Here is a 26717-nt window from a genome sequence, read left to right on the forward strand (position 1 = left end):
CTCCAGCGGGAGTTCCGAGACGATGATCTTTCCGGTCTTGGTGTTGTGGATGCGTATGCTAGCGGTATCACCGCTGACCGGCGCGAAGCCGGAGATCGGTCGCTCGCTCAAGCGTCCGCTGGTCAAGATCCTCGGTTCGGGCGAGGCGTGCAAGACGCTGAGTGGCGCGCATGTCGACCTGACCTATTCCGCAGGGCGGGCATCGGGCGCGGCGGCTAAAACACTTATTTCACGAGGCTCGCTACCGCGCGTTGGCTGTGAGACGGGCGGGGGCGATTATCAGCCGGCCGTGCTGACAGCCTGTGCTCGCCAGCGCGGCGAAGATTCGTTTGACTACTAATGTGGCGCGCCCTGCAGGATTCGAACCTGCGGCCTCAAGATTAGAAGTCTCGTGCTCTATCCAACTGAGCTAAGGGCGCGTTGCGGCCACGAACTATCCGCTTTGCGCGCGGTTTGAAAGAGCGGTAAACGCGCAGGCATGAACGGGCAGGGCAACAAAAGCGGGGCGGAGGCCGCGCCGCGGCGCATGTCGGCGGGCGAGCTGGGCGCGCGGCCTTTGCGTTATTTCGATTTCGTGATGGCCGCCTTCGTCACCATCCTGCTGCTCTCCAACGTCATCGGCGCGGCGAAGCCCACCTATGTCACGCTGTTCGGAGAGCAATGGGTGTATGGCGCGGGCATCCTGTTCTTCCCCATTGGCTATGTGATCGGCGACGTGCTGACCGAGGTGTACGGCTATGCCCGCGCGCGCCGGGTGATCTGGGCAGGCTTTGCTGCGGTGCTGTTCATGGCGTTCATGAGCTGGGTCGTCGTGGCCCTGCCGCCCGCGGACGGATGGGACGGGCAGGCGGCCTATGAGCAGGTGTTCGGGCAGGTGCCGCGCATCGTGTTCGCCTCCATCGCGGCATTCTGGGCGGGCGAGTTCGTGAACAGTTTCGTCATGGCCAAGATGAAGCTGCTGACGGGCGGGCGCTGGCTGTGGACGCGCACCATCGGCTCCACCGTTGCGGGGCAGGGGATGGACAGCCTGATCTTCTATCCGCTCGCCTTTCTGGGCGTGTGGGAGACGGCGCAAGTGGTGACGGTGATGATCACCAACTGGCTGTTGAAGGTGAGCTGGGAAGCGGCGCTGACGCCCGTCACCTACGCCGTGGTCGGATTTCTGAAGCGGCGCGAGGGGCTGGACCTCTACGACGAGGGAACGAATTTCACGCCGTTCCGCGCGCGTCTGTAGCCCGCCAATCTTTTTCGCACCATTTGACGCCTGTCAAAGCGTCTCGCGCTGCGGCGCGGCACAACGTCTCCATCACCCGGAAGGAGACCGACCATGAGCGTCCACAAACCCATTTCCGTCCTCGCCGACGAAGGCGCGAAGGTTGCGCGGGCCGTGCCCGTGAAAGCAGTGCCGCAGCGCGCCGAGCGTGCCTGGGAATTGCCGCCCGCTTTGCATTGGGCGTTCGCGGGCAGCTTCGGCGTCTATCTGCTGATCATGGGTTCGGCGGCGGCCGATCCGAAGCTGATGGTGCCCTTCGCCGTGTTTTTCGTCACGATCGGCATGTTCTTCGCCGTGCCCGCGGTAATCGGCCGCACGATGCCCCGGCAGGAAGGGCGCTTCCAGAGCTGGGCGCAGTTCAAGCGCGAGACGCTGGCAACCTATAGCGGTGATCTGTCGGGCAAGGCCGTGATCGTCCAGATGATGACGCTGCCCGCGGTGATCCTTGGCTGGGCGCTGTTCATCAAATGCTACTGGGCGTTTCTCGGCCAGTAAGGGGCGTGGGGGGCCGCTGATCAATTCAACCCAGCAGGGCCGCCGGATCGAGTATCTTGATCCGGCGGTTTCCGTCGCGCGCGATCAGCCCGTCTGCTTCCAGTGCGCCGAACTGGCGGCTCAGCGTCTCGATCGTGGTGCCGAGCAGCGCGGCGAGATCGGCGCGGTCCAGCTCCAGATCGATCACTGGCTGCTCTGTGACGCCCGGTGTGCACTGGCCGCGCAGCGACAGCGCCAGGAATCCGCGCAGCCGGTCCTTCATCGATCGGCGGCCGATCAGTTCCACCAGCGCGCGGCTTTCCTCCAGCGCGTCCATCGTGCGCGCCAGGATCTGCCGCATCAGCTGCGGACGATCTGCCAGCACCCGCTCGAAATCACCGCGCGGGAAGAGGCACAGCTTGGCCTCGGTCAGCGCGGTGGCGGTGGTGTCGGTCTGGGTGGAGAAAAGGCGCCCGAGAAAGCCGGAGGGGTGGATGATCCCGAACAGGCGTTCGGTACCGTCCTCGTCCAGTCGGGAAAGCTTCAGGCTGCCGGATATCAGCGTGGCGCAGGCGACCGCGTCCTCCCCAGCATCGAACAGGCGTTCGCCCGCGACCAAGGTACGGTGACGGCCGATGCCGGACAAAGCGAGCTTTTCCTGCGGGCTAAGCACCGCACACACCGCGCTATCGCCCACCGGGCAATCGGCGCAGGCGAGCCGCCCGGCCGGATCGGGGTTCAGGCCAGCGTGCGGACCAGACATGCGAACAGGGCGCGGCCATCGGTGCCGCCATGGACGGGGTCGATCGCGCGTTCCGGGTGCGGCATCATGCCCAGCACATTGCCGCCTTCGTTCAGGATTCCGGCGATGGAGCGGGACGATCCGTTGACATTGTCGGTGTAGCGGAACGCCACGCGGCCTTCGCCTTCCAGCCGATCGAGCGTCTCATCATCGGCGAAATAATTGCCGTCATGATGGGCGACGGGGATGGTGATCGTCGTGCCCGCATCATAGCCGCGGGTGAACACGCTGTCCGCATTTTCGACCTTGAGCAGCGCATCGCGGCAGACGAAATCAATGCCGCTATTGCGCATCAGTGCGCCCGGCAGCAGGCCCGCTTCGGTGAGGATCTGGAAACCGTTGCACACGCCCAGCACCGGCACGCCGCGTCCTGCCGCCGCGACCACCGCCTGCATGACGGGCGAGCGCGCGGCCATCGCGCCGGAACGCAGATAGTCGCCATAGGAAAAGCCGCCGGGGACCGCGATCAGGTCCAGACCGTCCGGCAGGTCGCTTTCCGCGTGCCAGACATGGGAGACATCGGCGCCGCACACGTCGCGGATCGCCACGAGCATGTCCCGGTCGCAATTGGAGCCGGGAAACTGGACGACGGCGGCCTTCACGCGCGCGCGTCCTCGACATGCTCGATCCGGTAATTCTCGATCACCGTATTGGCGAGCAGCTTGCGGCACATCGCGTCGATATCCTCATCGCTGGTGCCGTCCGCCAGATCGAGCTCGATCATCCGGCCGGCGCGGACATCTTCCACGCCGTCGAAGCCGAGGCCGGCAAGCGCGTGGTGGATGGCCTTGCCCTGCGGATCCAGCACGCCGGGCTTCAGGGTGACGAACACGCGTGCTTTCATGGGAGGCAGGCCTTTTGCGGATGAGGGGACTCGGCGCCTCCCTACAGAGGGCGGGGGATGCGTGGCAAGGGGGCGCGTTTGCTCCATGCCGATCACGCTTGCGCGTGCGCTAGTGGCAATGATGTCTGCCGACAGATGGCCGGAAGCAAGCCACCAAGAACGTACGTCATTGCGAGCCGAAGGCGAAGCAATCCAAAGCAGGCGCAGCACCATATCTGCCCTGGATTGCCGCGTCGCTTCGCTCCTCGCAATGACGAGCTTTCTATTGCGTGCCCGCCGCCGCGCCGTCCGCGCCCAGCTTGGAACTGACGATGCGGATCGGCAGCATTTTATTCGGCGTCAGATAGGTTTGCGCAAACTGCTGGATTTCCGCGGGCGTCACCGCCTTCACCAGATCGAGCTGCTCGCGCACCCGCTCCAGACGATCCGCACGGCTCTGCGCTTCGGAGGCAACGCCCAGCCAGAAGCCGTTTTCGCGGCGCGACTTTTCGATGCTTTCGATCACCGGCGCACGGGCGCGCAGCAGCAGATCGTCGTCGATCGGCTCGGCGCGCAGTTTTGCCAGCACTTCGCCGATCGCGGTCTGCGCCTCGTCCAGCCGGTCCGGCGAGAGCGTGGCGGCCACGCTGAACGTGCCGAAGTCCTTGTACACGTCCGACATGCTGGAGCTGACCTGCGCCCCGTAGGTGGCACCCAGCTCCTCGCGCAGCTTGTCGCGCATTAGGATATCGATGGCGCGGGCGGCGACGCTGCCCACGATCTCGCGTTTGTAATCGCTGTCGTCGCTGGTCTTCCAGAAATCGAGCAGCATGGCCTGATCGGCCGGCCCCTCATGCGTCAGCGTGCGCGGAGAAAGATCCTGCGCGAAGCTGGCCTGCCGCGCGGCGCTGTAATCGGGGGCCTTCAGCTCACGCTTGGGCAGCGCGCCGAAGCTCTGCGCGACCGCGGCGATCGCCTTATCCTCATCGACATCGCCGACGATGGCGATCTCGATCGGTGCGGAGCTGGCGAGCGGCTCGATCACCTGCTTTGCTTCGGCGAGATTGCGCTGAAGCAGCACGTCCTGATCCGGAATGCCGAAGCGCGCATCATTGTTCGCGACGATCTTCGGCACCACCAGCCCGGCAATCCCCTGCGGCTGAGAGCGGACCTGCCCCATGAACACAGGCACGATATTGGTCCACTGCGTATCACCCTCGGGCCGGTATCCGGCATCCAGCAGGAAGGCGGCGGACAGTTTCATCTGCAGATCGAGATCGGCGGGCGTGGTCGATCCGCTGGAAACAAGCGCATCGTCGGCGACCTGAAGACCCATGCCGACATTTTTACCCGCGAGGATTTCCTGAAGATCCGGCTGGCTGTGGGCCTCCAGACCGGCGGCGGGCCAGACAGAGGAGACAAAGGTGCCGAGCCCGGCCTCGTCTGCCGGAAAGGCGAGCTGGCCGCCCGCCACGCGCACGCTGTAGCGCACCCGGTTCTGTTCGAAATCGGTCTTTTTAAAGTTCAGGAGCACATTGTTGGCAAAGCGCACTTGGCGGATGCCAAGATCCTCGATCAGCGTGTCGGACACCACCTTTCCGGGCGTGCCCCAATCGTCATAGGCGAAGGCAGCCGCCGCCTTGTCGTCGGGCGGGGTCAGCTCGGCCTGCTGCGCGGCTTTGAACACATCGATCACCGCCTGCTTTTCGCTTAGCGGCTGCTTGCTGGTGATGCGAACGAGATCGGCGCTGCCGTCCCACAGCGCGTTGAAGCGGGCATTCACCGCCTCCAGCGTCAGCTGCGGCCTCACCTGCTCGAAAAGTTGCAGGCGATAAGCGGGTGTGGTGACGAAGCTGTCGTCATCCAGCGTCGAGAGAATGGCGTTGGCAAGCGCCGGGCTGCGGCGCGTATCGGCCTGCTCGGCGGCGGTCTTGAAGTTCGTTTCCATATTGGCGAGCTGCACGTCGAGCTCCGCCTGGGTGAAGCCATATTGCTGCGCGCGGCGCACCTCTTCCTCGGCAGTGGTGAGCGCGCTTGCCCATTCGCCGTCCTTCGCAGTGAGCGCGACCGAGGTGCCAAGCGCCGCGTCACGAAGATCGTTGGTGCTCATGCCGCCGCCCACGATGACGCTGTCGGGCTGCGAAGCAATGCGCTCGATCCGGCGGTTGAACGCGCCGATGGCGAGCGCGTCGATAAGAGATTTGGTGCGCTCGGCCTGCGTGTCCGCCGGGCTTTCCCAAGGGCGGAAATTGCTGATCGAGGCGGAATAGGGAACGTCCGGGTCGGTGAACACTTCGACTTCGGTGGCACGGTTCAGATCGACCGATCCGAAGTTCAGCGGCGCGCCCGCGGCGCCTTCACCCTGCCAGTCGCCGAACCGCTCGCGGATTTCCGCTTCCATCGTCTGCACGTCGAAATCGCCGACGACGACCAGCGTGGTGTTTTCGGGGCGATAATAGCGTTGCCAGAGCGCCTTCAGCCGAGACGCGGGCGCGTTCTCCAGCACATCGGTGGTGCCGATCGGAAGACGGCTGGCATAGGGCGCATCGGGTGCGATGAAAGCCAGCTGGTCCTTAACATTGCGCAGTCCCACGCTGTCGCGCGCGCGCATTTCGCCCATGATGACGCCGCGCTCACGGTCCACCGCGCCGGGATCGAAGGTGAGATTGCCCGCCACTTCGCGCATCAGCATCATGGCGATATCGACGGTTTTCTCGTCGGTCTTGGGCAGATCGAGCTTGTAGACGGTCTGTTCGAACCCGGTCGACGCGTTGGTGTCCGCACCGAAGGCCAGGCCGTTGCGCTCCAGAATGGAGACCATCTCGCCCTCGGGCACGTTCTTCGATCCGTTGAACGCCATATGCTCGATGAAGTGGGCAAGGCCCTGCTCTTCGTCGGTCTCGGCGATCGAGCCGAAGTCGATCGCCATGCGGATCGAGGCGCTGTCCTTGGGCGTGTCGTTCTGCTGAATGGCGTATTTCATGCCGTTGGGCAGCACGCCGAAGGTGATCGACGGATCGGGCGTCACATCGGTCAGCGGCACGCCCCAACCGGTCGCGCCGTCCTGGCCTACGAATACCTTGTCCTCGGCACCCGGCTGCTGCTGCGTGGTGGGGGCGGCGGGCTCTGCGGTCTGGGCAGCGATCGGCTGCGCGGCCAGCAGGGCGAGCGGCAGCAGCGCACCGGAACGAAGAAGGCGCGATTTTACGGTGGATGTCATGGTGATACTAAGCCTTTTGCCGAAACAAGGTCATTCGGCGCCGGGCTATAGTATCATTTCGTCCGCCTCAAGCTGAACGGCGGCGGGGGATCGACGAACGGCAGGGGGCGTTCGATCAAAATTGATGAAGAGCTAAGCCGGTTCAGTGGCGCGTCTTGTTTCGGTGCTTTTCCATGTCGAGCACGGTGTTGCCGTTTTCTTCGGGCAGCAGGCCGAGGCGGCGGGCGACTTCCTGATAGGCTTCCACTTCGCCGCCGAGGTCCCGGCGGAAGCGGTCCTTGTCCAGCTTTTCGCCGCTTTCCATGTCCCACAGGCGGCAGCCGTCCGGGCTGATTTCGTCGGCCAGAATGATGCGGCTGAAATCGCCGTCCCACAGCCGCCCGAACTCCAGCTTGAAGTCGACGAGCTTGATGCCGATGCCTGCGAACATGCCGCTCATGAAATCGTTGATGCGGATGGCGAGGCCGGAGATATCGCGCATTTCCTCATCGCTCGCCCAGTTGAAGCAGGCGATATGTTCTTCCGCGACCAGCGGATCGCCCAGCGCATCGTCCTTGTAGCAATATTCCAGCAGCGTATGCGGCAGCGGCGTACCTTCCTCGATGCCGAGGCGCTTGGACAGCGAACCGGCGGCGACATTGCGCACGATCACCTCGATCGGCACGATTTCCACCTGACGCACCAGCTGCTCGCGCATGTTGAGGCGACGGATGAAGTGCGTGGGGATGCCGATATTGCCCAGCTGCGTCATCACATGCTCGGACACGCGGTTGTTGATCACGCCCTTGCCGTTGATCGTGCCCTTTTTCTGGGCGTTGAAGGCGGTCGCGTCATCCTTGAAATACTGGATGATCGTGCCGGGCTCGGGGCCCTCGTACAGGATCTTGGCCTTGCCTTCGTAAATCTTGCGGCGGCGGGACATGGGCGGCTCCGACGGTGAAACAGATGCGCCCCGAATCCGCGTCGGACCGGGGCGATGGATCGGGTCATAGCGCCGATCCCGATGGCAGGCAATTGACCTTGGGGCCGCCCGTCCCGCCCGCACGCCTATTGCGCCGCGCGCTGCGGCGCATGGCGGCTTGACCGGGGCGAAAATTCGGCAATAGCGGTCGGCAAGGGCAATTATAGGAAAGCGCGGACCATCGCCGCGACTTTCGCGTACCCGCGGGAGGATGATCATGAACAACAGGAAGCGCCTGCTCCAGGCGGCCACCGCAATTGCGGCCATGACGGCTGCCGCCCCGTCTTTTGCACAGACCGCGAGCGGCACGCGCGATACGTCCGCCAGCCGCGTCATCGTGTTTGGCGACAGCCTGTCGGACGGTGGCTTCTTCGCCGCTCTCGGCGCGGCCGCGCCCGGCGGCGGCAGCTTCACCACCAATCCCGATCCGGTGGCGCCGGAGGTGTTCTCCAGCCAGCTCGGCCTGACGCTCGATCCGGTCTACGGCAAGAACGGCACCAATTACGCCGTGGGCGGCGCGCGCGTGACCGCGCCCAACGGTTTCGCACCGTCGATTACGACGCAGATTGATCGCTATCTGGCCTCCGGAAGCTTTCGGCCGGGCGACGTCGTCTACATTCAGGGCGGCGGCAACGACTATTTCGCGTTTCTGGCGGGCGGCGGGGCCAACCCGGCCATCCTGACCAGCGCCGCGGATGCGCTGGCGGCGCAGGTCGCGCGGCTGGAGCAGGCGGGTGCGCCCACCATCATCACCATGTCGGTGCAATCGGGCGGCGCCGCGCCGCTGCAGGCCTATAATGCGCGCTACAAGGCGCAGCTCGCCGCGCAGGGCAGCAATGTCCTCTATTTCGATACCGACAAGCTGTTCAACGAACTGGTCGTCGATGCGGCCTCCTTCGGCATCACCAATGTGACGGGGCAGGCCTGTACCACCGCCAGCTCGCTCAACTGCACGCGCAATACGCTGGTCAGTCCGAATGCGAACAACACCTATATTCTGGCCGACTCCGTCCATCCCGCGGGCATCTCGCAGCGGGTGCAGGGGCAGGCAATCGCCAGCCTCTACAAGGCGCCCGAACAGATCGGCATCCTCGCGCTGTCCCAGCAGGCCACCCTGCGCCGTCACCGCGCCGCGTTCGAGAATGAACAGCGCAACGGCCTCGGCCAGGACGGCATCGCGCTGTTCGGCGGCATCGGTTACGGTTATTTCGATCGCGACAGCTCGCGCACCCGCATCGGCGGCAGCGAGCAGTCGGTCACCGGCACGCTGGGCGTGGACATCGGCATGGGCGAGCGGCTCGGCCTCGGCATCGTCGGCGGCTATTCGGACGGCGATGGCCAGTTCGACGCCGGACAGGGCAGCTTCGACAGCGAAACCTGGATGATCAGCGGCTATGGCCGCGCGGCCATTGGTCCGGCGAAGCTGATCGCGGATGTCACTTACGGTCAGGGCAACCTCGATACGGTGCGCAGCGTGCGCCTCGGTTCAGCCTTGCGCCAGCATTCCGGCTCTACCGACAGCGATCTGTTCTCCGCCAGCGGCGCGCTGCGTATCGATCTGGTGAACGGGCCGCTGCTGAACTTCGGGCCGGAAGCGGGCGTGGCTTACGAAAAGATCGATATCGACGGGTTCAGCGAGGGCGATACGCTCAGCACGCAGGCCAGTTTCGGTTCGCAGGAGCTGGAAAGCCTGACCGGTCGCTTCGGTCTCGTCGCATCGGGCAGCATGATTGGCGGCACGGGCTTCTTCGTGCGCGGCTCCTATGTGCACGAATTCGATGACGATCCGCGCAGCTTCTCGATCACCCCGGCAGGCGCACCGGTCAGCTGGTCCGGCGATCTGGGCCGTCTGCCGCGCGATTATGCCTCGGTCGGCATGGGCGTGAACGGACGGATCGGCCCGGTCGGCGTGCGTGCGCAGGCTGGCGGCGAATTCGGCCGGGGCGATCTGGATGCGGTGAACGCGTCCGCCGGGCTCTATCTGCCCTTCTGACGCCGCCCTTCGGCAAAACTCAGGTGACGCGGCCCCGCTCGGCAAAGCGTGGGTCGCGCCAGCTCTCTTCCGCCAAGATCTTGGCCATCGCCGCCACCGCGCGTACGATATCCTCATGGCGCAGATAGAGCGGCGTGAGGCCGAAGCGGATGATGTCGGGCGCGCGGAAATCGCCGATGATGCCGCGTGCGATCAGCGCCTGGGTCAGCTCATAGGCATGGTCGAAGCGGAAGCTGATATGGCTGCCGCGCCGGTCCGGATCGGTCGGTGAAACGCAGGTCAGCTGCTCGCAATAACGCTCCGCCAGCCGCGCAAACAGATCGAATAGCTGCACAGACTTCGCCCAGACCGCGTCCATCTCTACGCCGTCGAAACTGGCGATGCCGCCCTCCAGCGCGTCCATCGCCAGCATCGGCGGCGTGCCTGCCTGAAAGCGCGTGATGCCGGGCGCGGGCTCGTAATCGTCCTCGAATGCGAAGGGGCGCGCATGGCCGAACCAGCCGCGCAACGGACTGACGAGCCGGTCCTGAAGGCTTTCCGCGACATAAAGAAAGGCCGGGGCGCCCGGCCCGCCGTTCAGATATTTATAGCCGCAACCCACCGCCAGCTCCGCGCCGCAGCCGTTCAGGTCCAGCGGCACCGCGCCGACCGAATGGCTGAGATCCCACAGCACCCGCGCTCCGGCGTCGCGCGCCCGCGCCGTCAGCGCGGCCATATCGAAGCGCTCGGCGGTCTTGTAGTGAACATGGGTGAGCAGCGCGATGTTGGTGTCCGCACCGATCGCGCCTTCGATCGCGCTGCGCTCCACCACCTCGAGGCGCTGGTTCGGCAGCAGCTCGACCGCGCCGCTCGCGATGTGCAGATCGGTGTGGAAATTGCCCGCCTCGGACAGGATTTGCGGACGATCGGGCGAAAGCTGCGCCGCGGCGACCAGCAGCTTGAAGATATTGACCGAGACCGAGTCCGCGATCAGCACCTCATGCGGTTTCGCGCCGATCAGCCGCGCGATCTTGCCGCCGATCCGCTCCGGCGCGCCGATCCAGTCGGCATCGTTCCAGCTGCGGATAAGGCCGTCGCCCCATTGCCGCTCCAGCATGTCCTTCTGCCGCGCGACGGTGGCGCGGGGCAGGGGGCCGAGCGAATTACCGTCCAGATAGATGACGCCTTCGGGCAGGTGAAAGCGATCGCGCAAAAGCGCGAGCGGATCGGCGGCGTCGAGCGCGTGGGCCTGATCGAGATCGATGGTCATTTGCGGCCCAGTGCCTTTTCGATTTCGTCGACCGCCACCGCCCATGCCGCGGTGTCGGGCGATACCAGCTCCACATGGCCGCTATCGGGCACGAAGCGTACGCGCACGTTGTCTCCCTTGGCGCGCATGGCGGCTTCATATTGCGTGGCGTAATCGGTGGGGATGATGCGGTCGTTCAGGCCGTTCACCAGCACCTGCCGCGCGCCCAGCGGGCCGAGTTCGGGGACCGAGGTTTCCGCATAGTTGCCGCCGCCCGAAATGCTGTCGATCACTTCGGTGCCGCAGCCCGAACCCGGCGGCGTGGCGGCGAGCTTCAGGTCCGGCAGGCCGCCCTGGCTGATGACGGTGTCTGGCACCAGCGGATCGGCGACGCGCAGCGGGGAGTCCTTCGGCAGCTTGTCCTGCCCCGCCAGCCACAGCGCGAGATGTCCGCCCGCCGAATGGCCGATGGCGACCAGCGGATCGATATCGAGCTTCAGCCGCGCCGCATTGTCGCGCAGCGCCTTGGCCGCGTTCGCTACGTCCAGATAGGTGCCGGGATAGCCGCCGCCCTCGCGGTCCACGCCGCGATAGTCGATATTCCATACCGCGATACCGCGCTGCCGGAGATCGTCCGCGATCCAGGCCATCAGCGTGCGGTCCGCAATGTCGGTCTGCCAGCAGCCGCCATGGATCATCAGCACGGTGGGGAAGGGGCCGTCGCCCGCGGGCCGCCACAGGTCCGAAACCTGCAGGGGATCGCTGCCATAGCTTATGGTCTCGTCCGGCACCGGGCGGGTGCGCTCCGTCAGATCGTCCCAGTTCATCAGCTTCGGTGCGGCGGCCTCAGCGGGCGCGGCGGCTTCGGCGGGAGGCTCGGACGGGGTGCAGGCGGTCATGGCGATGCTCGCGGCGGCGATGAGAAGGGTGCGCATCGGGGGGTTGTAGACGCGAGGCACCGTCATTGCGAGGATCGAAGCGACGCGGCAATCCAGAGCGATTACAGATCCATTTGATCGATCCAAAGCGCCGCCGGGCCCTGGATTGCTTCGCTTCGCTCGCAATGACGTAGTTTGAACGGAACAGTGGGCGGTTCTTATTCCCCCGGCACGTCCAGGAGCAGCTTGTCCTCGGCGTTCTTCACGTCATGCGCCTGCATCAGCTTGTTCACATAGGTTTCGCGCCACCAGACCACGTCGGTCTCACCGATTTCGTGCATCATGATCTTCCAGCGACGCTGGCGTTCCTCCAGCGGCATGGTGAGCGCCTGTTCGATGGCGTCGGCCATTTCCTCATCGGCATAGGGATTGATCAGGATCGCTTCGGTAAGCTGCTGCGCCGCGCCCGCGAAGCGCGAGAGGATGAGGACGCCGGGGTCCTTCGGGTCCTGCGCGGCGACATATTCCTTGGCGACCAGGTTCATGCCGTCGCGCAAGGGCGTCACCAGCCCCACCTTCGCCGCGCGGTAGATGCCGGCCAGCTTGTCGCGCGGATAGCCCTTGTTGACGTAGCGGATCGGCGTCCAGTCGACATGCGCGAAACGGCCGTTGATCCGGCCCGATTCCGCCTCCAGCGAAGCACGGATTTCCTGATAGCTCTTCACTTCGCTGCGCGAGGGCGGGGCGATCTGCACCATCACCACCTGTGTCTGCATCTCCGGATGCTCGGTCAGATAGCGCTCGAACCCCTTGAAGCGTTCTTCCAAGCCCTTGGAATAGTCCAGCCGATCGACGCCGATGATCAGCGCGCGGCTGTCCTGCACGCTGGCGCGCATCGTCGCCTGCGCTTCCTTGGCGACGTCCGAGTTCACCGCATCCAGAAATTCGTCATAATCGATGCCGATGGGGCAGGCGAAGGCCTTGATCGTGCGCGTGCCGACGGTGATGTCGTCTCCGTCGATCGTGCCGCCCATCTCCTTCTCGCAATAATGGCGGAAGCTTTCGAGCCACTCGGCGGTCTGGAAGCCGATTACGTCATAGGCGAACAGCGATTGCACCAGCCGCTGATGATGCGGCAGCGCGACGAGCAGCCGCGTGGGCGGCCAGGGCGTATGGAGGAAGAAGCCCATGCGGTTCTTCACCCCTTGCCGGCGCAGATCCCAGGCCAGCGGGATCAGGTGATAGTCATGCACCCAGACGGCATCGTCGGGCTCCACCAGCGGCTGCATCGTCTCGGCAAAGCGCTTGTTGACGCGTTCGTAGCCCGAACCGAAGCTGCGGACATATTCGGCCAGGTCCATGCGATAATGGAACAGAGGCCACAAAGTCCGGTTGGCATAGCCGTTATAATATTCGTCGATGTCCTGTTCTTCCAGGTCCACCGTCGCGGTGCGCACGCCGTCATATTCGTCCATCCGGATATGGCCGGTGAACCGGTCCGTGCTTTCGCCGGACCAGCCGAACCAGATGCCCTTATGCTCGCGCAGCGCGGCTGACAGCGCGACGGCAAGGCCGCCCTGCGCGCCATCGGGGCCGGGTTTCTGGACGCGGTTCGAGACGATTATCAGGCGGCTCATCGATATTCGCTCCAGGGTTTGCTGAGCAGGACGGCGCAGTTGATGATGCCGACGAGCGAATAGGTTTGCGGGTAATTGCCCCAGAGCTCGCCCGACACCGGATCGATATCCTCCGATAGCAGACCGGCCGGCGTGCGACGACCCAGCATGTCGGCAAACAAATGTTTGGCCTCTTCCTCGCGGCCCGACTGGGCGAGCGCTTCGATCAGCCAGAAAGTGCACACGGTGAAGGCGGTTTCGGGCATGCCGAAATCATCCTCGCTGTCGTAACGCAGCATATGATCGCCGCGCCGCAGCGCCTTTTCCAGTGCCGTCAGCGTACTCTGGAACCGCTCGTCACTGCCGTCCAGAAAGCGCAGGTCCAGAAGCTGCAGCAGGCTGGCATCGCGCATGTCGCCCTGGAAGGTCGCGGAGAGGGCGCGGCTATCTTCACGCCAGGCAGCCTCCAGAATATGCGCCTTCATGCTATCGGCCCGCTCACGCCAATGGTCGGCGCGGTCGGGCAGACCCAGTTCGCGCGCGGCATTCGCCAGCCGGTCGCACGCCGCCCAGCACATCACAGCGCTATAGGTGTGGACGTGCGATTTGGTGCGCAGCTCCCACAGCCCGGCATCCGGCTGGTCATAAAGCTCGAACGCGCGATCGCCCACCTTTTCGAGGGATTCGAAATCCTCGATGCCTGACATGCGCATCAGCCGCCGGTCGATGAACGCCTGGACAGAGCTGAGCACGATCTGGCCATAGGCGTCATGCTGGTTCTGGCTGTAAGCGGCGTTGCCCACGCGCACCGGACCCATGCCGCGATAGCCGGACAGGCCGTCCGCCTCGCCCTCCTCCAGCCGGGCATTGCCGCGCACGTCGTAGAGCGGCTGGACGTTGCCGCCCTCGCTCGCGTCCACGATATTACGCAGATATTCGAGATAGGATTCCAGCACGTCCAGCGCGCCGATCCGGTTCAGCGCCTCGACCGTGTAATAGGCGTCGCGAACCCAGCAATAGCGATAGTCCCAGTTGCGGCCACTGTCCGCATGTTCGGGGATCGAGGTGGTGAGCGCGGCCACGATCGCCCCGGTATCTTCATGCTGGCAGAGCTTCAGCGTGATGGCGGCGCGGATCACCGCCTCCTGATATTCGGGCGGGGTGGCCAGGCCGCGCACCCAGCCGCGCCATTCGTTCAGTGTGTCATCGAGCATCTTCTCCAGCTCTGGCTCGATCGCGGTGGAAAAGCTCTCGTCCGGCCCCAGGAAGAAATAAAGGTCGCGCTCCACGCGGAACGGGTTTTCCTGATTGACGAGGCCGATCGGCGCGTTGGTGGACAGGCGCATCGGCATCGCCTCGATGTCGTAGCTGATATGGTTGGAACCGTAGCTGCGGGCCACCTTGTCGAGCGTCCAGCCCGATGCGGGGCGCAGGCGCACGCGGATGCGCGGGCTTCCGGTCACCGCGCGCACGATGCGCACGAAAGCGTTGGGACGATAGGTCCGGCCCGATCGGCGATAGCGCGGTGCAAAATCGATAATGTCGATCGCGCTGCCCGACGCATCGATCTTGCGCGTGATCAGCACCGGCGCGTTGCGCATGTAGCGCTGCGATATGCTCGTGCAGTTTTCCAGGTCGATCGCCCAGAAACCGCCCGCCTTTTGCTCGTCATCGAAGGGGGTATTGTCCACCAGCGCAGGAAAGATGGGATCGCCGTCGACGCGCGGAATACACGCCCAGACGAAGCGGGCATTGTCGTCCACCAGCGCGCTGGCCTGGCAATTGCCGATCGGCCAGAGGTTCAGGTTGCGCTTGTCGCCGGATGCGTTGCTCACTGCGGAATTCCTTGTTCGAGCCAGTGGTGAACGGCGGCAACGTCCGCCAGACGATATTGTGCCGCGGTTTCGCGTTCCTCGCCGATCAGGATGCCGTGGCCTCCCAGATCGCGGACCGCTTCGAACCCATCCTCGTCGGTCACGTCGTCGCCCAGGAAGACGGGCGTGCCGCCGCCGAAAGGATCGCGCTGCATCAACGCGCGGATGGCGCTGCCCTTGTGGTCGTCGCCCGCGCGCAGCTCCGCCATCATCTTGCCGTCCTGCAAGTGGAGGCCGTGCATCTGCGCCAGCTCGCCCGCCAGCCGGCGGCAATCGGCCTCGCGTTCCGGCGCGCGGCGATAATGTAGGCACACGCCCAGCGGCTTGCGCTCGACCAGCAGGCCATCGTCGGTTGCGGCAAGCGCGTCGAACGCGCGGCCCGCGACGATGAGAGTTTCCGGCGCTTCGGGCCGGCCGATGGTGCCGGGCTCCAGGCTGACTTCGCTGCCGTGGCTGCCCGCGATCGGCACCGTGGCCAACCCGAAGCGCCCGCGCAGCGTATCGACATCGCGCCCGCTGACGATCGCCAGCCGCCCGTCCAGCATGTCGCCGAGCCGTTCCAGCAACGGATGCAGTCCATCGGGCACCTCCACCGCCTCCGGCCGGTCGGCCAGCGTCACCAAGGTGCCGTCGAAATCCAGAAACAGGCTCGCGCCGACCAACAGGTCGCGCGGCGGGGCGGGCAGGGGGGAAGAGCCGGTCACACCGACACTCTATGGCTTTTGCTGCACTGCGCAAGGACAGCCGGTCCGGCGGGTGCGATCGGGCAGTCTGGGTAGGTCCGTTTCCGAGTAAACACGGAGCGGGTTGTCACTGTGAGCCTCGCATTCTTCTGCCACAGTGATGCCGCCGTTTTCTGGATAGCGGCCAAAGGAGGACGAGATCATGAAGTTGAAGTCGAAGTTTGCGAAGCTTGTGCTGGCAGCGGTCGGTATTACGGCAGCCAGCGCCGTCTACGCCGCAGGTCCATACACGGACTATTACAAGAAAACGACCTACTATTCCGACGCCAGTTACCAGACTGTGGTCGGCGAGCGGGTTTTGACTTGCATGTCGATCTGGGAAGAATGGGGCGAGGTGACAGATTTCAGGAAAGGCAAAATCGGTAATTGCCCACCGCTCTAAAGACTGGTTGCGCGGTCCGGCCTGCTCTGCCGGACCGCGTTTTTCCACTGCGCTACTGTGTCACCTGAGCCAGAAACGCCATCACCTTGGCGCGGTTCGCTTCGGCGCCCTGCGGGTTTTTGGCAGCGATCAGGGTTGAGGAGCCGTGGGCGCCATGTTGCGGTACGATCGGTTCGTTCGTCTCCCGCGGGACGGCGGAGAGAATCGCCATGGCGGCATTGGCCTCGTTCCGGTCGGCGGCCATGGTGAAGATGGGAACGGAGACTTTGCTAGCGGCTTGGCGCACTGCCTGCTTATCCTTCAGATATTCGCCCGGTGAAAAGGCGAGCAGCGCGGCGATCTCGCCGGGATGCTGCGCGGTGAGGAGGAAGGCGAGGGCGGCGGAATAGCTGCTGCCCCAGACGATCACCGGCTCCCCCTTGGTACGCGCCCAGGCCAGCGCGGCGTCCATGTCCGCCAGCGCCGCCTCGTAATCGGGCGCGCTGCCGCCGATCCCCGCCACCGTCTCGTTCGTTCTGCCGAACATGTCGCCGCCCGAGCGCTGATCGATCGCCAGCGCATTATATCCCGCCTTGGCGAGCATGGGTGCGATAGTGGCATATTCCGCCTTGTTGGCCCCGGCCTGATGAAACAACAGGATGGTCGCCGCTGGCTCCTTGGCTGGATACCAGGCGCCATGAACGGTGACGCCATCGGACGCTTCGAACTGCACGGGCTGCGCTTCGCCTGGTGCGAGAGCGGCGACGGTCGGATCGCCGCTGGCGGGGGTGGCGTTGGCATTCTCGCCCACGGGCCCGCCGTCGGAGCCGCAGGCGGCAAGGATCAACGGGAACGCCAGCAGCGCGGACGAGGTGCGAACGAAGGGAAACGGCATCGGGTATCCTCGGCTTGTGTTTCCGCCATCGGGTGCGCGGGCGGCATTACAGCAGGAACGTCTGGGCCGAGGCTATGGCTTCGCCTGTGCTTTTCGGGCGGACGGAGGGACCGGGGAAACGGGCCATGCGAGGATATGGGGTGTAGGAAAGGGCGCGGACGGCAAGCGTCCTGACAGGGGCGTGGCGGTGTTGCGAGCAATGTCGAGAAGCGTTCGCAATTCGGAATTGCTAGTGATTATCACTTTTAAGTAACTGAATTTATTTGACTTTTTTAAGTTCGCCAGCTACAAGCCCATCATATCGACGAGACCGACGGACAAGGAGCACGAACCATGAATTGCCAGAACTGCAAATTCTTCCAGACCAACCAGAGCGAATGCCGCCGCTATGCCCCGTCGCCCGAGGGTGACAAGAAGGCGCATTGGCCGACCGTGTCGTCCGACGATTGGTGCGGCGAGTTCGTGAAGAGCGAAGGCGAGCGTAAGGCCGCCTGATCGAACCGGGCCGCGCGGATCGCAGCGGCCGGATCGAACATACAATCGCGTGAGGGCCTGGCCCCATGCGAACAACTAGGAAAGCGGCTTCGGCCGCTTTCTTTTTGCCTGGAGTTTGCGGCTTCTCGGGCTGGCCATCGGCAGTGCCCCCAAGCTCTAGAGCAAAGAACCGCGATTGCCTCTTGACGAAGCTTCTCTTGCGTATCATTCTCAATAGCAGAGACGCAATCGAGGAGCCGTCATGATCGATCATTTCCGCGCCCGCTGGTTCGGTGAAGACGAACGCGCGCTGGGCCGCTCGGCCGATGCCCTGATGAACAGTCCCGGCCGTGCGCAAGGGCGCGTTGCCGACTGGTCGCTCTGCCGCATGGCTGCCGTTCTCCAGCGCGGCGCGCGCCGCCCGCTCGACATCGCCCCCGTCGGCACAGCGCAGCTGACCGCGAACGAGCGTTCGCTGCTTGCCATTCTGGATGCGCTGTCCGAAGGCGACGATTCGCTGGCTGCCCGCCATGCCGAATGGCTGGTCGCGCCGTCCGCGCTGCGCGCGTTCCTCAGCGCCACGGCGCCGCTGGCCGACATCTATCCCAAGCTGTCCCGCGCCGCCTGAAGCGCGGCTATTCCCGCTCCGCAATCTCCATCGCCTCTGCGGGGAATGGCTGGGCGAGGGCTTGCGCCTCGCCGCCCTCCATCCACGCCGCATAGCGGTCCGGCCCAAGGATCACCGGCATGGATTTGGGATGGACGGGCCGCACCAGATCGTTCGGCTCGGTCGTCAGAAAGGCGAAACGCGGGCCTTCCGTGCCGCCGCACATCAGCCCGGCAAAGGCGAACAAAGGGGTGTCCTTCAGCCCGAACCAGACCTTGCGCTTCGATCCCGCCTCGCCCTCCCATTCGCAAAAGGCGGTGACGGGCACGAGGCAGCGGTTGCCCGGACCCGCCAGCAGATTGCGCCAATATCCGCTGTCCAGATTGCGCACATTGGTGATCGGCCGCATCCCTTCGCGCCAGCCGGACAGGCCCCATTGCGCCTCGATCAGCGCGGCGCGATTGTCCTGCGAGACGATCAGCGGTGCGGTCTGCGCGGGATAGATCGCATCGAACGCGGGCAGGTTCGCGCGCGCCTCGGCCAGGTCGAACAGCGCCGCCATCTCGCTGATCCCGCTGCGCATGCGATAGAGATTGCACATAGCGGAGAGATTAGAGCGCGCAGACCAGGGCGGCAAGGCGGGTGCGGATTGCATTAACCTCAGCCCCGAAGATTGTCCGCGCGCTCAGCCCGCGCTGAAAACGAGTTCGCCGTCCGCGCCCGCCGTCACCTCGCCGCCTACGCCGATGGCATTGCGTTCCATCGACGTCAGCAGCGGCATCGTCACGCCGTCCTCCGCCGGAACGCGCGCCATCAGGCGCTTGCCCTCCGGCGTGCGCGCAATGACGACGCCCTGTAACGGCGCGCCGTCCCGCGCAAAGGGCACGGTGTAGGTTTCGATGACGGCGGGCCCGCGATAGTCCTCGATCAATTCGGGCACCGGGCCGCGCGCTGCCTCCGCCGCGGCCTGCACGCTATAATCCGCGTCCAGCGTGGTGCCGGGCGGCGCAGAGCCCAGGATCAGCGCATGATGCTTGGTGAGATATCCGCCCTGACCGTAGAGCAGGCCCAACCCCCCGGCATCGCCGTCGCGCAGGCGGCGGACCATCGCGGCGGCGGCATGGGTCATATAATTGTTCAGCGGGCCGCCGAAAAAGGTGAGTCCGCCGGTCACCGTGGGGCTGGTGCTATCGGGATCGAGCCCCAGCGTGCGCAGCGCCATCTTCGGCACGACGGGGAAGCAGCTGTAAAGCTCCAGATGGTCGAAACGCTCCACGCCGCCTGCGATCGCGCAGATTCGGTCCAGCACGGCGGTCTGCGCGGTGGCATGGGCATAGCTGTCGCGGGCGAGATAATCCTCGCTCTCCTCGGCGCTGGCCCCGCCGTGCAGATAAATCATCCGGTCCGCCGGAATGCCGCATTCTTTCGCCTTTCGCTCGCTCATCACGATCACGGCGGCGGCCTGATTGACGATCGGATTGGCCGTCATCAGCTTAGGGTAGGGCCAGCAGATCATGCGATTGCCGGGCGCTATCTGCCCGATCTCCTCGCTGTTCGGCGCGCTGTCGATCCAGGCATGGGGATTGTGCGCGGCGGCCGCGGCATAAGCGGCCCACAGATCGGCCGAGCGCCGATGCGCCTGTGCAGGGCTTTGCCCCCAGGCGGCTTGCGTCGCCATTTCGTAGAAGGGATAGATCCGCGCCGGGTCCAGCATGTCCAGCGCGCGGGCGGGGCGGGCGGTCCGGTAACTGCTGCCGGGAAAGCGCACCGTCTCTTCGCGGGAGGGCGGCGGGGTCCAATCCAGCTCCACGCCTTCCTTCTGCGCCCGCCGCCGGCTGCTCATCGCCTCGCCGCCCAGGATCAGCGCGGCCTCGATCCGGCCGCTTTCGATGGCGATGGCGGCATCGTGGATCAATCGCAGCGGCGTTTCGCCGCCCATGCTGGCATTTGTGGCGCGCCCCGGCGCGATGCCGAGCCGCGCGCACAGCTCCCGCGCAGGATCGCGATAGCGCCAGCTGATCAGCCCGATCAGATCGAGCGTATCGACCTGGCCGAGCACGCCCGGCGCCCCCGCATCCTCCGCCGCCGCCTGCGCCGCCCGCGCCATCAATTCCAAAGGCTCCAACGCGTCGGCTGCCGTCCGCGGCCGATCGGACCATTCGCCAACCCCCACGATCACCGCCTGATCCACCATCCGCCCGCGCTCCTCTCCGCCGATGAGGGCAAGATTGGCGGGGGTGCAGGGGCAAGTCCAGCGTTCAGCATGACGCGACGTGGTCTTCGACCAGCCATCTCCTAATTGGCAAGGCAACGCTTTCGCCGGGTATGGCGATCCGTTTCCAGAAGGCGTTCGGTATTCCGGCGGCAACCTTGCTGCGCATGCAGCCGGCCTATGATCTGGCGAAAGCCGAGGCGATGGCGGACGCGATCGACGTGGAGCGCGTGCCGGAACCGATGTAGGTGTGTTTACTCCGCAAGCATCGATTGCAGGCGTTCGATGATGGCCGTCCTGTGCTTGTAGATTTCGACGACATTCTGGACGGGATGCTTGGTTTCCACCTTGTCCTCATCGAATGTGCCGACATAGCGCGCGGTTTCGGAATTGAACCACATGCGGGCGAGCGGCTTGCGGTTGTTGTCGTCCAGCAGAATTGCACAATAGGATTTTGCATCGCGCATGTGGATGCGTGATGGGTCCACGATGTCCGAACAGATGGCGCGAACCAGCTGAAAGCCTTCCAGTTCGTCGGGCGTCGTTTCGATTTCGGAGCTGCTGGCCGGTTCTTCGTCGCCCCCTTCGTCGATTGCGGATGAGAGGCGGTCGTTCAGCCGATCCCGCAGGATTGCGCGAAACGCATTGGGAATGTGCCGCGAAATGGCCGACTTGGAACCTGGTGTCAGGCGTCCATCGACGACTTTCGAAGCAATCAGCCTTACGAAATCGGCGGACGGTTCGGTCAATTCCGCTTCGAGAGCTTTGATGACCGCGCCTTCCATCTGGAGGGATTCCGCTGTCTCGACGATCGCATCGACGTCGAACCCGACCTTCTGGAATTTCGCCAGATTGCGGTAATCGGTCTTGCGCAGTTTGCAGAGATCGAACTCGTAAAACGGCTTCTGATCCATCCGGTTGGAGGCTTCCAGATCGGAATAGAATTTGAACTGCGCGCCGTTGGTCAGGATGGCGAACTTCGCGTCGGTTACGCTGAAATATCGATAGAGCTGCGACGCGTGCTTAAGGGACAGCTCCTGATTGACCGGCTTGCACTCGATCAGCATGGCGATCTCGCCTTCCACGCAGATCGCGTAATCGACCTTTTCGCCCTTTTTGGTGCCGACATCGGCCGTAAATTCCGGAATCACTTCGGCGGGATTGAATACATCGTAACCCAGTGCCTGCAAAAACGGCATGACCAGTGCGTTCTTGGCGGCCTCTTCGGTCGCAAGCGCTTCGCGATGCGTCCGTGCTTTCTCGGACAGTGCTTCCAGCCGCGATTCCAGTTCCATATCTGATCTCCCCCCTTCGATTTGCTTTGGATAAGAGACGGTCGCGTCGAAGGCAATCACATCCATGCAGGTACTTGAGAGCAGAGCATCAATTAACGCTGTCCTACACTGTGCCCTTTCCAGTATAGAAAAGCCTGCTCTTTCTACTGTCGATCCAGCGTCTTTGTGCGCCGCTTTTCGCCCCCGCGGGTTTTCCGCTCTGGACAGTGTGAAGCGGTGTGAACCTGGCCCCTCGCGGGCGCTTTCCACAGCTTTCGCCGTTCGCGGTCTGTCCCTTCGGCTCCCACGCTGCTATCGCGCGGCGCCATGAGCGAGGACAGCACGACCGATAGCCCCATGGACGAGTTCGACCAGATCGTCGACGCGCCGTTCGATGCCGCGCTGTCGGAGCGCTATCTGGTCTATGCCATGTCCACCATCACCGCGCGCTCGCTGCCCGATCTGCGCGATGGGCTGAAGCCGGTGCACCGCCGCCTCCTTTGGGCGATGCGGCTGCTGCGGCTCGATCCGGCGCAGGGGTACAAGAAGTGCGCGCGCGTGGTGGGCGATGTCATCGGCAAGTACCACCCGCATGGCGACCAGTCGGTCTACGACGCGATGGTGCGCCTCGCGCAGACCTTCTCGCTGCGCTATCCGCTCGTCGACGGGCAGGGCAATTTCGGCAATATCGACGGCGATAACGCCGCGGCGTACCGGTACACCGAGGCGCGGCTGACCAAGACGGCCATGCAGCTGATGGCGGGCCTGAACGAGAACGGCACCGACTTCCGCCCGACCTATAACGGGGAGGATGAGGAGCCGGAGGTGATGCCCGGCCTGTTCCCCAACCTGCTGGCGAACGGCGCGGCGGGCATCGCGGTGGGCATGGCGACGTCCATCCCCAGCCACAACGTCCACGAGATCATCGACGCCGCGACGCTGCTGATCGATCAGCCGGACGCGGGCCATGACCAGCTGATGGAGATTGTGAAGGGCCCCGACTTCGCGACCGGCGGTGTGCTTGTCGACAGCGCGGCGAGCATCGCGGCGGCATACGAGACGGGCCGCGGCTCCTTCCGGGTGCGGGCGCGCTTCGAGATCGAGAAGCTGGAGCGCGGCGCCTGGCAGGCGGTGGTGACCGAGATCCCCTATCAGGTGCAGAAGGGCAAGCTGATCGAGGGGGTCGCGAACCTGATCGCGGACCGCAAGCTGCCGATCCTGGCCGATGTGCGCGACGAGAGCGACGAGGCAATCCGCATCGTGCTGGAGCCCAAGAACCGCACGGTCGATCCCGATCAGCTGATGAACGCGCTCTTCCGCCTGACCGATCTGGAGAACCGCTTTTCGCTCAACATGAACGTGCTGGATGCCAACCACACGCCGATGGTGATGGGGCTGGGCGAGGTGCTGCGGCACTGGCTGGCGCATCAGATCGAGGTGCTGGTGCGCCGATCGCGCCACCGGCTGGAGCAGATCGACGCGCGGCTGGAACTGCTGGAAGGCTACATCATCGCCTTCCTGAACCTCGATCGGGTGATCGAAATCATCCGCACCGAGGATGAGCCCAAGGCGGTGATGATGGAGGAGTTCCAGCTCTCCGACCGGCAGGCCGAGGCGATCCTGAACATGCGCCTGCGATCTCTGCGCAAGCTGGAGGAGATGGAGCTGAAGCGGGAGCGGGACCAGCTCGCCAAGGAGCGCGAGGGGCTGGTGAAGCTGATCGACAGCCCGGCCCGCCAGCGCACGCGGCTGAAGAAGGACCTGGCCGAACTGCGCAAGGACTATGCCGAGGACACCGCGCTGGGTGCGCGGCGGACGGGACTGGAAGAGGCGGCGGCGACAGTCGAAGTGCCGCTCGAAGCGATGATCGAGCGCGAGCCGCTGACGGTGATCGTCTCCCGGCGGGGCTGGATCCGGGCGATGAAGGGCCATGGCAACGACGTGTCCGGCGTCAAGTTCAAGGAAGGCGACGAACTCGCCTTCGCCTTCGAGGCGCAGACGACGGACAAGCTGCTCGTCGCCACCGCCAGCGGGCGCTTCTACACGCTTGGCGCGGACAAGCTGCCCGGCGCGCGCGGGTTCGGCGAGCCGATCGGATCGATGGTCGACATCGACGGTGGCAACGCGATTGTGAAGGTGCTGGCGGCGCGTGAGAGCGGGCGGCTGCTGCTCGCCGCATCTGGCGGACGTGGCTTCGTCGCCAATATGGACGATCTGATCGCAGAGACCCGCAAGGGCCGCCAGGTGGTGAACCCCAAGGGCAAGGCGGTGCTGAGCGTGGTGCGCGAGATCGATGCGAGCCACGATCAGGTCGCCGCGGTGGGCGAGAACCGCAAGCTCGTCGTCTTCGCGCTGTCCGAGATGCCGGAGATGACGCGGGGGCAGGGCGTTATGCTGCAGCGCTACAAGGATGGCGGCCTGTCCGATGCCACCACCTTCCGGCTGGAGGACGGCCTCAGCTGGACGATGGGCGGCGAGACCGAACGCACGCGCACCGTGGACAAGGACGATCTGCTGCCGTGGCGTGTGGCGCGGGGGGCCGCCGGCCGGCTGCCGCCCAACGGCTTCCCCAAGGACAACCGCTTCGATTGAACGGAGCGGCCAACGATGGAAGGGCTCAGAGCTGCTCCGCCACCAGCGCATCGAGGCGGTCCGCATCGGGGAAGCCTTCCTCAATCCAGCGGGCTTCGATCGCGCGGAGCCGCTGCCCCAGCTCGGGGCCGGGGTTGAGGCCGCGGGCGATGAGATCGGCTCCCTTCAGCGGGAAGCGTGGCGGGGTCCAGCCCTCCAGCGCTGCCAGCCGCTCGCCAAGCTCGTCATCGCCGGCATAAAGCAGCGCCGCGTCGCGGGCGGCATCGAGGCCGTGATCATAGGCGGCGCGGCGCGGATCGGCGACGCCGCGCACCGCAATCGCGCTCTGTAGCGCAGCGCGCTGGCGCTTCGACAGCTTGAGTCGAGCCGCGACCGTGGCTGCGACCTCCGGATCGGCGGGTAGCAGCGCGAGCAGGCGGCGCATCGGATCCGGGGCAATGCCGTGCTCATGCTCGCGCGCCACCAGACGATCGAACGGCGCGGGACCCTCTACCTCCGGCAGGATCGGCGCGAAGATGCCGCCCTGCGCCATCGCGTTCACTGCGAAGCGGGGATCGTCCAGCGATAGCAGCTTGGTGAGCTCGTCCGCAATGCGTTCGCGCGACAGGCCCTTCAGGCTGTTCGCACCGGCTTTGCATGCCGCATAGGCCTCTGCGTCCAGTTCGCTGCGGCCGAAGCGCGCGAGAAAGCGGAAGTAGCGCAGGATGCGCAGATGATCCTCCGCGATCCGCCGGTCCGCATCGCCGATAAAGCGCAGACGCTGCGCATCGAGATCGTCCAGTCCGCCGAAATAGTCGCTAATCGTGCCGTTTTGCGGATCGGCATAGAGCGCGTTGATTGTGAAGTCCCGGCGCGCTGCGTCCTCGCGCCAGTAGGTCGAGAAGGCGACGGTCGCGCGGCGGCCATCGGTGGAAACATCGCGCCGCAAGGTGGTCACTTCGAACGGACGACCATCGGCCACCGCTGTGACGGTGCCGTGGTCGATCCCGGTCGGCACCGCCTTCAGGCCAGCCGCTTTCAACCGCTGCATTACGTCTTCGGGCAGCAGCGGCGTGGCGAGATCGATGTCCTTTACTTCGCGGCCCAACAGGCTGTCGCGCACGGCGCCGCCGACGATGCGCGGACGCCCGCCGCCATCGCTCAGCGCTTCGACAACCGCCAGCAGAGCAGGATCGCGGCGCCAAGGCGCGTCGGGAAGGGTGCGCTCCGTCATCGCAGGCTGCGCGCGATATTGGCGATGATGCCGGCGGTGACGCCCCAAATGCGGCGGCCCTGCCAATCCATGTCGTAATAGGTACGCGGGACCCCGCGCCAGATCCCGGTCTTGCGTTCAGCATTCGCTGGGTCCAGCAGCCAGGCGAGCGGCACCTCGAACCAGTCCGCCACCTCGTCAGCGCAGGGCACGAGATCGAGATCAGGGGGGACGAGGCCGATCACGGGCACGATGCGAAAGCCGCTGCCCGAATGATAGGCCGGGGCGGTGCCGATCACGTCGACTTGGCGAGCCGGAATGGCAAGCTCTTCCTCAGCCTCGCGCAAGGCAGCGACAATCGGATCGCCGCCATCTTCGGGCTCCAGCTTGCCGCCGGGAAAGGCGACCTGTCCGGCGTGGCTGCGCAGCCATTTGGGCCGCTGGGTCAGGATCACGCCGGGCTCCTCCCGCCGCGTCACCGGCACGAGCACCGCGGCTTCGCGGTAGCCGCCGTCCGGTGCGCCGAACTCAGCCTCATCTTCATGCGCCGTTTCAGTCCCGAGCGCGCGTTTCAGCATTGCTGCAAGGCTCATGCGGCAGCCGTCAACGGGAAGAACTCACCCTTACTCCATATGCCGGGGCGGTCCGGGTTCTGGGCCAGCGCCATTTCGGCCAGTTCGTAATAGACCGAGCGGCCGATGCGCGCTTCCAGCCCGTGGCGTACGTGAAGGTATAGCCGCGGATCGTCCGCGCTGCCACCCGCGCGGATCCCGTGATCCGGCCCCGCCACCACGATGTCGTCGGTGTTCAGGCGGAAGCCAAGGCTCGCTGCTTCGCCTTCGCCGTCAGCGCGCAGCTCGACTGCCTGGAAGGGCGCATCCTCCACCTCGATCCACTGCTTTTCATAAGGCAGTATCAACGCGAACCGCCCGTCAGCTTCCTTGCGCAACAGGCGTGAGAAAGCGCGAACCATCGCCGGTCTGCCGATCAGCCCGCCGTCATGATGCCAGCGTCCTTCGGCATCGATCCGCATCAGGCTGTCGGACGTGGCATCGGGATGCCAGTCCTGCACGGGCGGCAGGCCTTCGCCGTCGGCAAGCCGGGCGATATCCTGCGGGCTCAGGCTGGCAAGGTCGGGCGCTTCATAGGGCATGGCGTCCAGATAGAGCTCCACAAGCCGCTTGCCAATGCAGCGGCGGTGGCGGACAAGCGCGCGGGCCGGTGC

General features: G+C 65.1%; 26 protein-coding genes and 1 tRNA gene. 9 read left to right on the plus strand and 18 right to left on the minus strand.

Going from position 1 to position 26717, the window contains the following annotated elements; translation table 11 throughout:
* Window positions 1-22: 22 nt before the first annotated feature.
* Window positions 23-340, plus strand: a complete 318-nt coding sequence (locus tag I6A82_RS06935; protein ID WP_198095657.1) for a hypothetical protein — start codon at window positions 23-25, stop codon at window positions 338-340.
* A 2-nt stretch (window positions 341-342) separates the two neighbouring features.
* On the opposite strand, the gene I6A82_RS06940 is transcribed toward I6A82_RS06935, so the two are convergent.
* Window positions 343-419: transfer RNA gene (locus I6A82_RS06940), tRNA-Arg, on the minus strand.
* Window positions 420-478: 59 nt separating this feature from the next.
* On the opposite strand from I6A82_RS06940, the gene I6A82_RS06945 reads away from it, so the two are divergent.
* Window positions 479-1234, plus strand: coding sequence for a queuosine precursor transporter (locus I6A82_RS06945; RefSeq protein ID WP_198094265.1), 756 nt, complete (start codon window positions 479-481; stop codon window positions 1232-1234).
* A 93-nt stretch (window positions 1235-1327) separates the two neighbouring features.
* Complete coding sequence (locus tag I6A82_RS06950) at window positions 1328-1768, plus strand: hypothetical protein (RefSeq protein WP_198094266.1); 441 nt, start codon at window positions 1328-1330, stop codon at window positions 1766-1768.
* Window positions 1769-1793: 25 nt separating this feature from the next.
* On the opposite strand, the gene I6A82_RS06955 is transcribed toward I6A82_RS06950, so the two are convergent.
* The 5 genes from I6A82_RS06955 to purC all read right to left on the minus strand — a co-directional run bounded on the left by I6A82_RS06955 (window position 1794) and on the right by purC (window position 7514).
* Window positions 1794-2510 carry a Crp/Fnr family transcriptional regulator gene (locus I6A82_RS06955; protein WP_198094267.1) on the minus strand — a complete coding sequence of 239 codons (717 nt, stop codon included), beginning with the start codon at window positions 2508-2510 and terminating at the stop codon, window positions 1794-1796.
* Entirely contained in the window at window positions 2486-3151 is a 666-nt protein-coding gene (purQ, locus tag I6A82_RS06960; RefSeq protein WP_198094268.1) for a phosphoribosylformylglycinamidine synthase subunit PurQ, read from the minus strand. The genes I6A82_RS06955 and purQ overlap by 25 nt, the downstream gene beginning before the upstream one ends.
* On the minus strand, window positions 3148-3393 hold the full coding sequence (purS, locus tag I6A82_RS06965; RefSeq protein ID WP_198094269.1) for a phosphoribosylformylglycinamidine synthase subunit PurS: 246 nt from the start codon (window positions 3391-3393) through the stop codon (window positions 3148-3150). The genes purQ and purS overlap by 4 nt, the downstream gene beginning before the upstream one ends.
* A gap of 262 nt (window positions 3394-3655) precedes the next feature.
* Complete coding sequence (locus tag I6A82_RS06970; protein ID WP_198094270.1) at window positions 3656-6592, minus strand: M16 family metallopeptidase; 2937 nt, start codon at window positions 6590-6592, stop codon at window positions 3656-3658.
* Between the two features lie 142 nt (window positions 6593-6734).
* The gene (gene purC, locus I6A82_RS06975) at window positions 6735-7514 is read right to left on the minus strand and encodes a phosphoribosylaminoimidazolesuccinocarboxamide synthase (protein WP_187335719.1); all 780 of its coding nucleotides are present in this window, start codon (window positions 7512-7514) and stop codon (window positions 6735-6737) included.
* Window positions 7515-7770: 256 nt separating this feature from the next.
* Here purC and I6A82_RS06980 point away from each other — a divergent pair, with 256 nt between their 5' ends.
* Window positions 7771-9546 (plus strand): autotransporter outer membrane beta-barrel domain-containing protein, encoded by a 1776-nt coding sequence (locus I6A82_RS06980; protein WP_198094271.1) that lies wholly within the window; start codon window positions 7771-7773, stop codon window positions 9544-9546.
* Between the two features lie 19 nt (window positions 9547-9565).
* On the opposite strand, the gene kynU is transcribed toward I6A82_RS06980, so the two are convergent.
* The 5 genes from kynU to otsB form a co-directional block, all read right to left on the minus strand.
* Window positions 9566-10795, minus strand: coding sequence for a kynureninase (gene kynU / locus I6A82_RS06985; RefSeq protein ID WP_198094272.1), 1230 nt, complete (start codon window positions 10793-10795; stop codon window positions 9566-9568).
* Window positions 10792-11709 (minus strand): alpha/beta hydrolase family protein, encoded by a 918-nt coding sequence (locus tag I6A82_RS06990; RefSeq protein WP_232343336.1) that lies wholly within the window; start codon window positions 11707-11709, stop codon window positions 10792-10794. Before I6A82_RS06990 ends, kynU begins: the two co-directional genes overlap by 4 nt.
* 161 nt (window positions 11710-11870) lie before the next feature.
* Window positions 11871-13289: an alpha,alpha-trehalose-phosphate synthase (UDP-forming) gene (otsA, locus tag I6A82_RS06995; RefSeq protein ID WP_198094273.1), complete on the minus strand. Its 1419-nt coding sequence runs from the start codon at window positions 13287-13289 to the stop codon at window positions 11871-11873.
* Window positions 13286-15058 (minus strand): glycoside hydrolase family 15 protein, encoded by a 1773-nt coding sequence (locus I6A82_RS07000; RefSeq protein WP_332310983.1) that lies wholly within the window; start codon window positions 15056-15058, stop codon window positions 13286-13288. Before I6A82_RS07000 ends, otsA begins: the two co-directional genes overlap by 4 nt.
* A 41-nt stretch (window positions 15059-15099) precedes the next feature.
* Window positions 15100-15846 (minus strand): trehalose-phosphatase, encoded by a 747-nt coding sequence (gene otsB, locus I6A82_RS07005; protein WP_332310942.1) that lies wholly within the window; start codon window positions 15844-15846, stop codon window positions 15100-15102.
* Between the two features lie 181 nt (window positions 15847-16027).
* On the opposite strand from otsB, the gene I6A82_RS07010 reads away from it, so the two are divergent.
* Window positions 16028-16267, plus strand: coding sequence for a DUF6289 family protein (locus I6A82_RS07010; RefSeq protein WP_198094275.1), 240 nt, complete (start codon window positions 16028-16030; stop codon window positions 16265-16267).
* Between the two features lie 52 nt (window positions 16268-16319).
* Here I6A82_RS07010 and I6A82_RS07015 read toward each other — a convergent pair whose 3' ends face one another.
* Window positions 16320-17141, minus strand: a complete 822-nt coding sequence (locus I6A82_RS07015) for an alpha/beta hydrolase (protein WP_198094276.1) — start codon at window positions 17139-17141, stop codon at window positions 16320-16322.
* 333 nt (window positions 17142-17474) lie between these two features.
* On the opposite strand from I6A82_RS07015, the gene I6A82_RS07020 reads away from it, so the two are divergent.
* Window positions 17475-17636 carry a hypothetical protein gene (locus I6A82_RS07020; RefSeq protein WP_198094277.1) on the plus strand — a complete coding sequence of 54 codons (162 nt, stop codon included), beginning with the start codon at window positions 17475-17477 and terminating at the stop codon, window positions 17634-17636.
* A 241-nt stretch (window positions 17637-17877) separates the two neighbouring features.
* Window positions 17878-18243, plus strand: a complete 366-nt coding sequence (locus tag I6A82_RS07025) for a hypothetical protein (protein WP_198094278.1) — start codon at window positions 17878-17880, stop codon at window positions 18241-18243.
* A gap of 7 nt (window positions 18244-18250) precedes the next feature.
* On the opposite strand, the gene I6A82_RS07030 is transcribed toward I6A82_RS07025, so the two are convergent.
* Together I6A82_RS07030 and I6A82_RS07035 are read right to left on the minus strand one after the other, a co-directional pair.
* On the minus strand, window positions 18251-18877 hold the full coding sequence (locus I6A82_RS07030; protein ID WP_232343337.1) for an SOS response-associated peptidase: 627 nt from the start codon (window positions 18875-18877) through the stop codon (window positions 18251-18253).
* Window positions 18878-18907: 30 nt separating this feature from the next.
* Window positions 18908-20416: an acetyl-CoA acetyltransferase gene (locus I6A82_RS07035; RefSeq protein ID WP_198094279.1), complete on the minus strand. Its 1509-nt coding sequence runs from the start codon at window positions 20414-20416 to the stop codon at window positions 18908-18910.
* Between the two features lie 131 nt (window positions 20417-20547).
* On the opposite strand from I6A82_RS07035, the gene I6A82_RS14635 reads away from it, so the two are divergent.
* Window positions 20548-20682, plus strand: a complete 135-nt coding sequence (locus I6A82_RS14635) for a hypothetical protein (protein ID WP_269750371.1) — start codon at window positions 20548-20550, stop codon at window positions 20680-20682.
* Between the two features lie 6 nt (window positions 20683-20688).
* Here the strand turns inward: I6A82_RS14635 and I6A82_RS07040 are convergent, their stop codons facing one another.
* Window positions 20689-21729: a type I restriction endonuclease gene (locus I6A82_RS07040; RefSeq protein ID WP_198094280.1), complete on the minus strand. Its 1041-nt coding sequence runs from the start codon at window positions 21727-21729 to the stop codon at window positions 20689-20691.
* A 306-nt stretch (window positions 21730-22035) separates the two neighbouring features.
* On the opposite strand from I6A82_RS07040, the gene parC reads away from it, so the two are divergent.
* The gene (gene parC / locus I6A82_RS07045; RefSeq protein ID WP_232343338.1) at window positions 22036-24300 is read left to right on the plus strand and encodes a DNA topoisomerase IV subunit A; all 2265 of its coding nucleotides are present in this window, start codon (window positions 22036-22038) and stop codon (window positions 24298-24300) included.
* Window positions 24301-24325: 25 nt separating this feature from the next.
* On the opposite strand, the gene I6A82_RS07050 is transcribed toward parC, so the two are convergent.
* Genes I6A82_RS07050 through I6A82_RS07060 form a run of 3 tightly spaced genes read right to left on the minus strand, consistent with a single transcriptional unit; the run spans window position 24326 to window position 26645 of the window.
* A complete protein-coding gene (locus I6A82_RS07050; RefSeq protein ID WP_198094281.1) occupies window positions 24326-25513 on the minus strand; it encodes a CCA tRNA nucleotidyltransferase in 1188 nt (395 codons plus the stop codon).
* A complete protein-coding gene (locus I6A82_RS07055) occupies window positions 25510-26085 on the minus strand; it encodes a CoA pyrophosphatase (RefSeq protein WP_198094282.1) in 576 nt (191 codons plus the stop codon). Before I6A82_RS07055 ends, I6A82_RS07050 begins: the two co-directional genes overlap by 4 nt.
* On the minus strand, window positions 26082-26645 hold the full coding sequence (locus I6A82_RS07060; protein WP_198095533.1) for a DUF1285 domain-containing protein: 564 nt from the start codon (window positions 26643-26645) through the stop codon (window positions 26082-26084). Before I6A82_RS07060 ends, I6A82_RS07055 begins: the two co-directional genes overlap by 4 nt.
* Window positions 26646-26717: the final 72 nt, after the last annotated feature.

The organism is Novosphingopyxis sp. YJ-S2-01, from assembly GCF_016093175.1.
Lineage (GTDB): Bacteria > Pseudomonadota > Alphaproteobacteria > Sphingomonadales > Sphingomonadaceae > Novosphingopyxis > Novosphingopyxis iocasae.

Bases quoted from the DNA above. Each gene is read 5' to 3' on its own strand.
- I6A82_RS06935 (WP_198095657.1), top strand. From the start codon at position 23: ATGATCTTTCCGGTCTTGGTGTTGTGGATGCGTATGCTAGCGGTATCA.
- I6A82_RS06945 (WP_198094265.1), top strand. From the start codon at position 479: ATGAACGGGCAGGGCAACAAAAGCGGGGCGGAGGCCGCGCCGCGGCGC.
- I6A82_RS06950 (WP_198094266.1), top strand. From the start codon at position 1,328: ATGAGCGTCCACAAACCCATTTCCGTCCTCGCCGACGAAGGCGCGAAG.
- I6A82_RS06955 (WP_198094267.1), bottom strand. From the start codon at position 2,510: ATGTCTGGTCCGCACGCTGGCCTGAACCCCGATCCGGCCGGGCGGCTC.
- purS (WP_198094269.1), bottom strand. From the start codon at position 3,393: ATGAAAGCACGCGTGTTCGTCACCCTGAAGCCCGGCGTGCTGGATCCG.
- I6A82_RS06970 (WP_198094270.1), bottom strand. From the start codon at position 6,592: ATGACATCCACCGTAAAATCGCGCCTTCTTCGTTCCGGTGCGCTGCTG.
- purC (WP_187335719.1), bottom strand. From the start codon at position 7,514: ATGTCCCGCCGCCGCAAGATTTACGAAGGCAAGGCCAAGATCCTGTAC.
- I6A82_RS06980 (WP_198094271.1), top strand. From the start codon at position 7,771: ATGAACAACAGGAAGCGCCTGCTCCAGGCGGCCACCGCAATTGCGGCC.
- kynU (WP_198094272.1), bottom strand. From the start codon at position 10,795: ATGACCATCGATCTCGATCAGGCCCACGCGCTCGACGCCGCCGATCCG.
- I6A82_RS06990 (WP_232343336.1), bottom strand. From the start codon at position 11,709: ATGCGCACCCTTCTCATCGCCGCCGCGAGCATCGCCATGACCGCCTGC.
- otsA (WP_198094273.1), bottom strand. From the start codon at position 13,289: ATGAGCCGCCTGATAATCGTCTCGAACCGCGTCCAGAAACCCGGCCCC.
- I6A82_RS07010 (WP_198094275.1), top strand. From the start codon at position 16,028: ATGAAGTTGAAGTCGAAGTTTGCGAAGCTTGTGCTGGCAGCGGTCGGT.
- I6A82_RS07015 (WP_198094276.1), bottom strand. From the start codon at position 17,141: ATGCCGTTTCCCTTCGTTCGCACCTCGTCCGCGCTGCTGGCGTTCCCG.
- I6A82_RS07020 (WP_198094277.1), top strand. From the start codon at position 17,475: ATGAATTGCCAGAACTGCAAATTCTTCCAGACCAACCAGAGCGAATGC.
- I6A82_RS07025 (WP_198094278.1), top strand. From the start codon at position 17,878: ATGATCGATCATTTCCGCGCCCGCTGGTTCGGTGAAGACGAACGCGCG.
- I6A82_RS07030 (WP_232343337.1), bottom strand. From the start codon at position 18,877: ATGCAATCCGCACCCGCCTTGCCGCCCTGGTCTGCGCGCTCTAATCTC.
- I6A82_RS07035 (WP_198094279.1), bottom strand. From the start codon at position 20,416: ATGGTGGATCAGGCGGTGATCGTGGGGGTTGGCGAATGGTCCGATCGG.
- I6A82_RS14635 (WP_269750371.1), top strand. From the start codon at position 20,548: ATGGCGATCCGTTTCCAGAAGGCGTTCGGTATTCCGGCGGCAACCTTG.
- I6A82_RS07040 (WP_198094280.1), bottom strand. From the start codon at position 21,729: ATGGAACTGGAATCGCGGCTGGAAGCACTGTCCGAGAAAGCACGGACG.
- parC (WP_232343338.1), top strand. From the start codon at position 22,036: ATGAGCGAGGACAGCACGACCGATAGCCCCATGGACGAGTTCGACCAG.
- I6A82_RS07050 (WP_198094281.1), bottom strand. From the start codon at position 25,513: ATGACGGAGCGCACCCTTCCCGACGCGCCTTGGCGCCGCGATCCTGCT.
- I6A82_RS07055 (WP_198094282.1), bottom strand. From the start codon at position 26,085: ATGAGCCTTGCAGCAATGCTGAAACGCGCGCTCGGGACTGAAACGGCG.
- I6A82_RS07060 (WP_198095533.1), bottom strand. From the start codon at position 26,645: ATGCCCTATGAAGCGCCCGACCTTGCCAGCCTGAGCCCGCAGGATATC.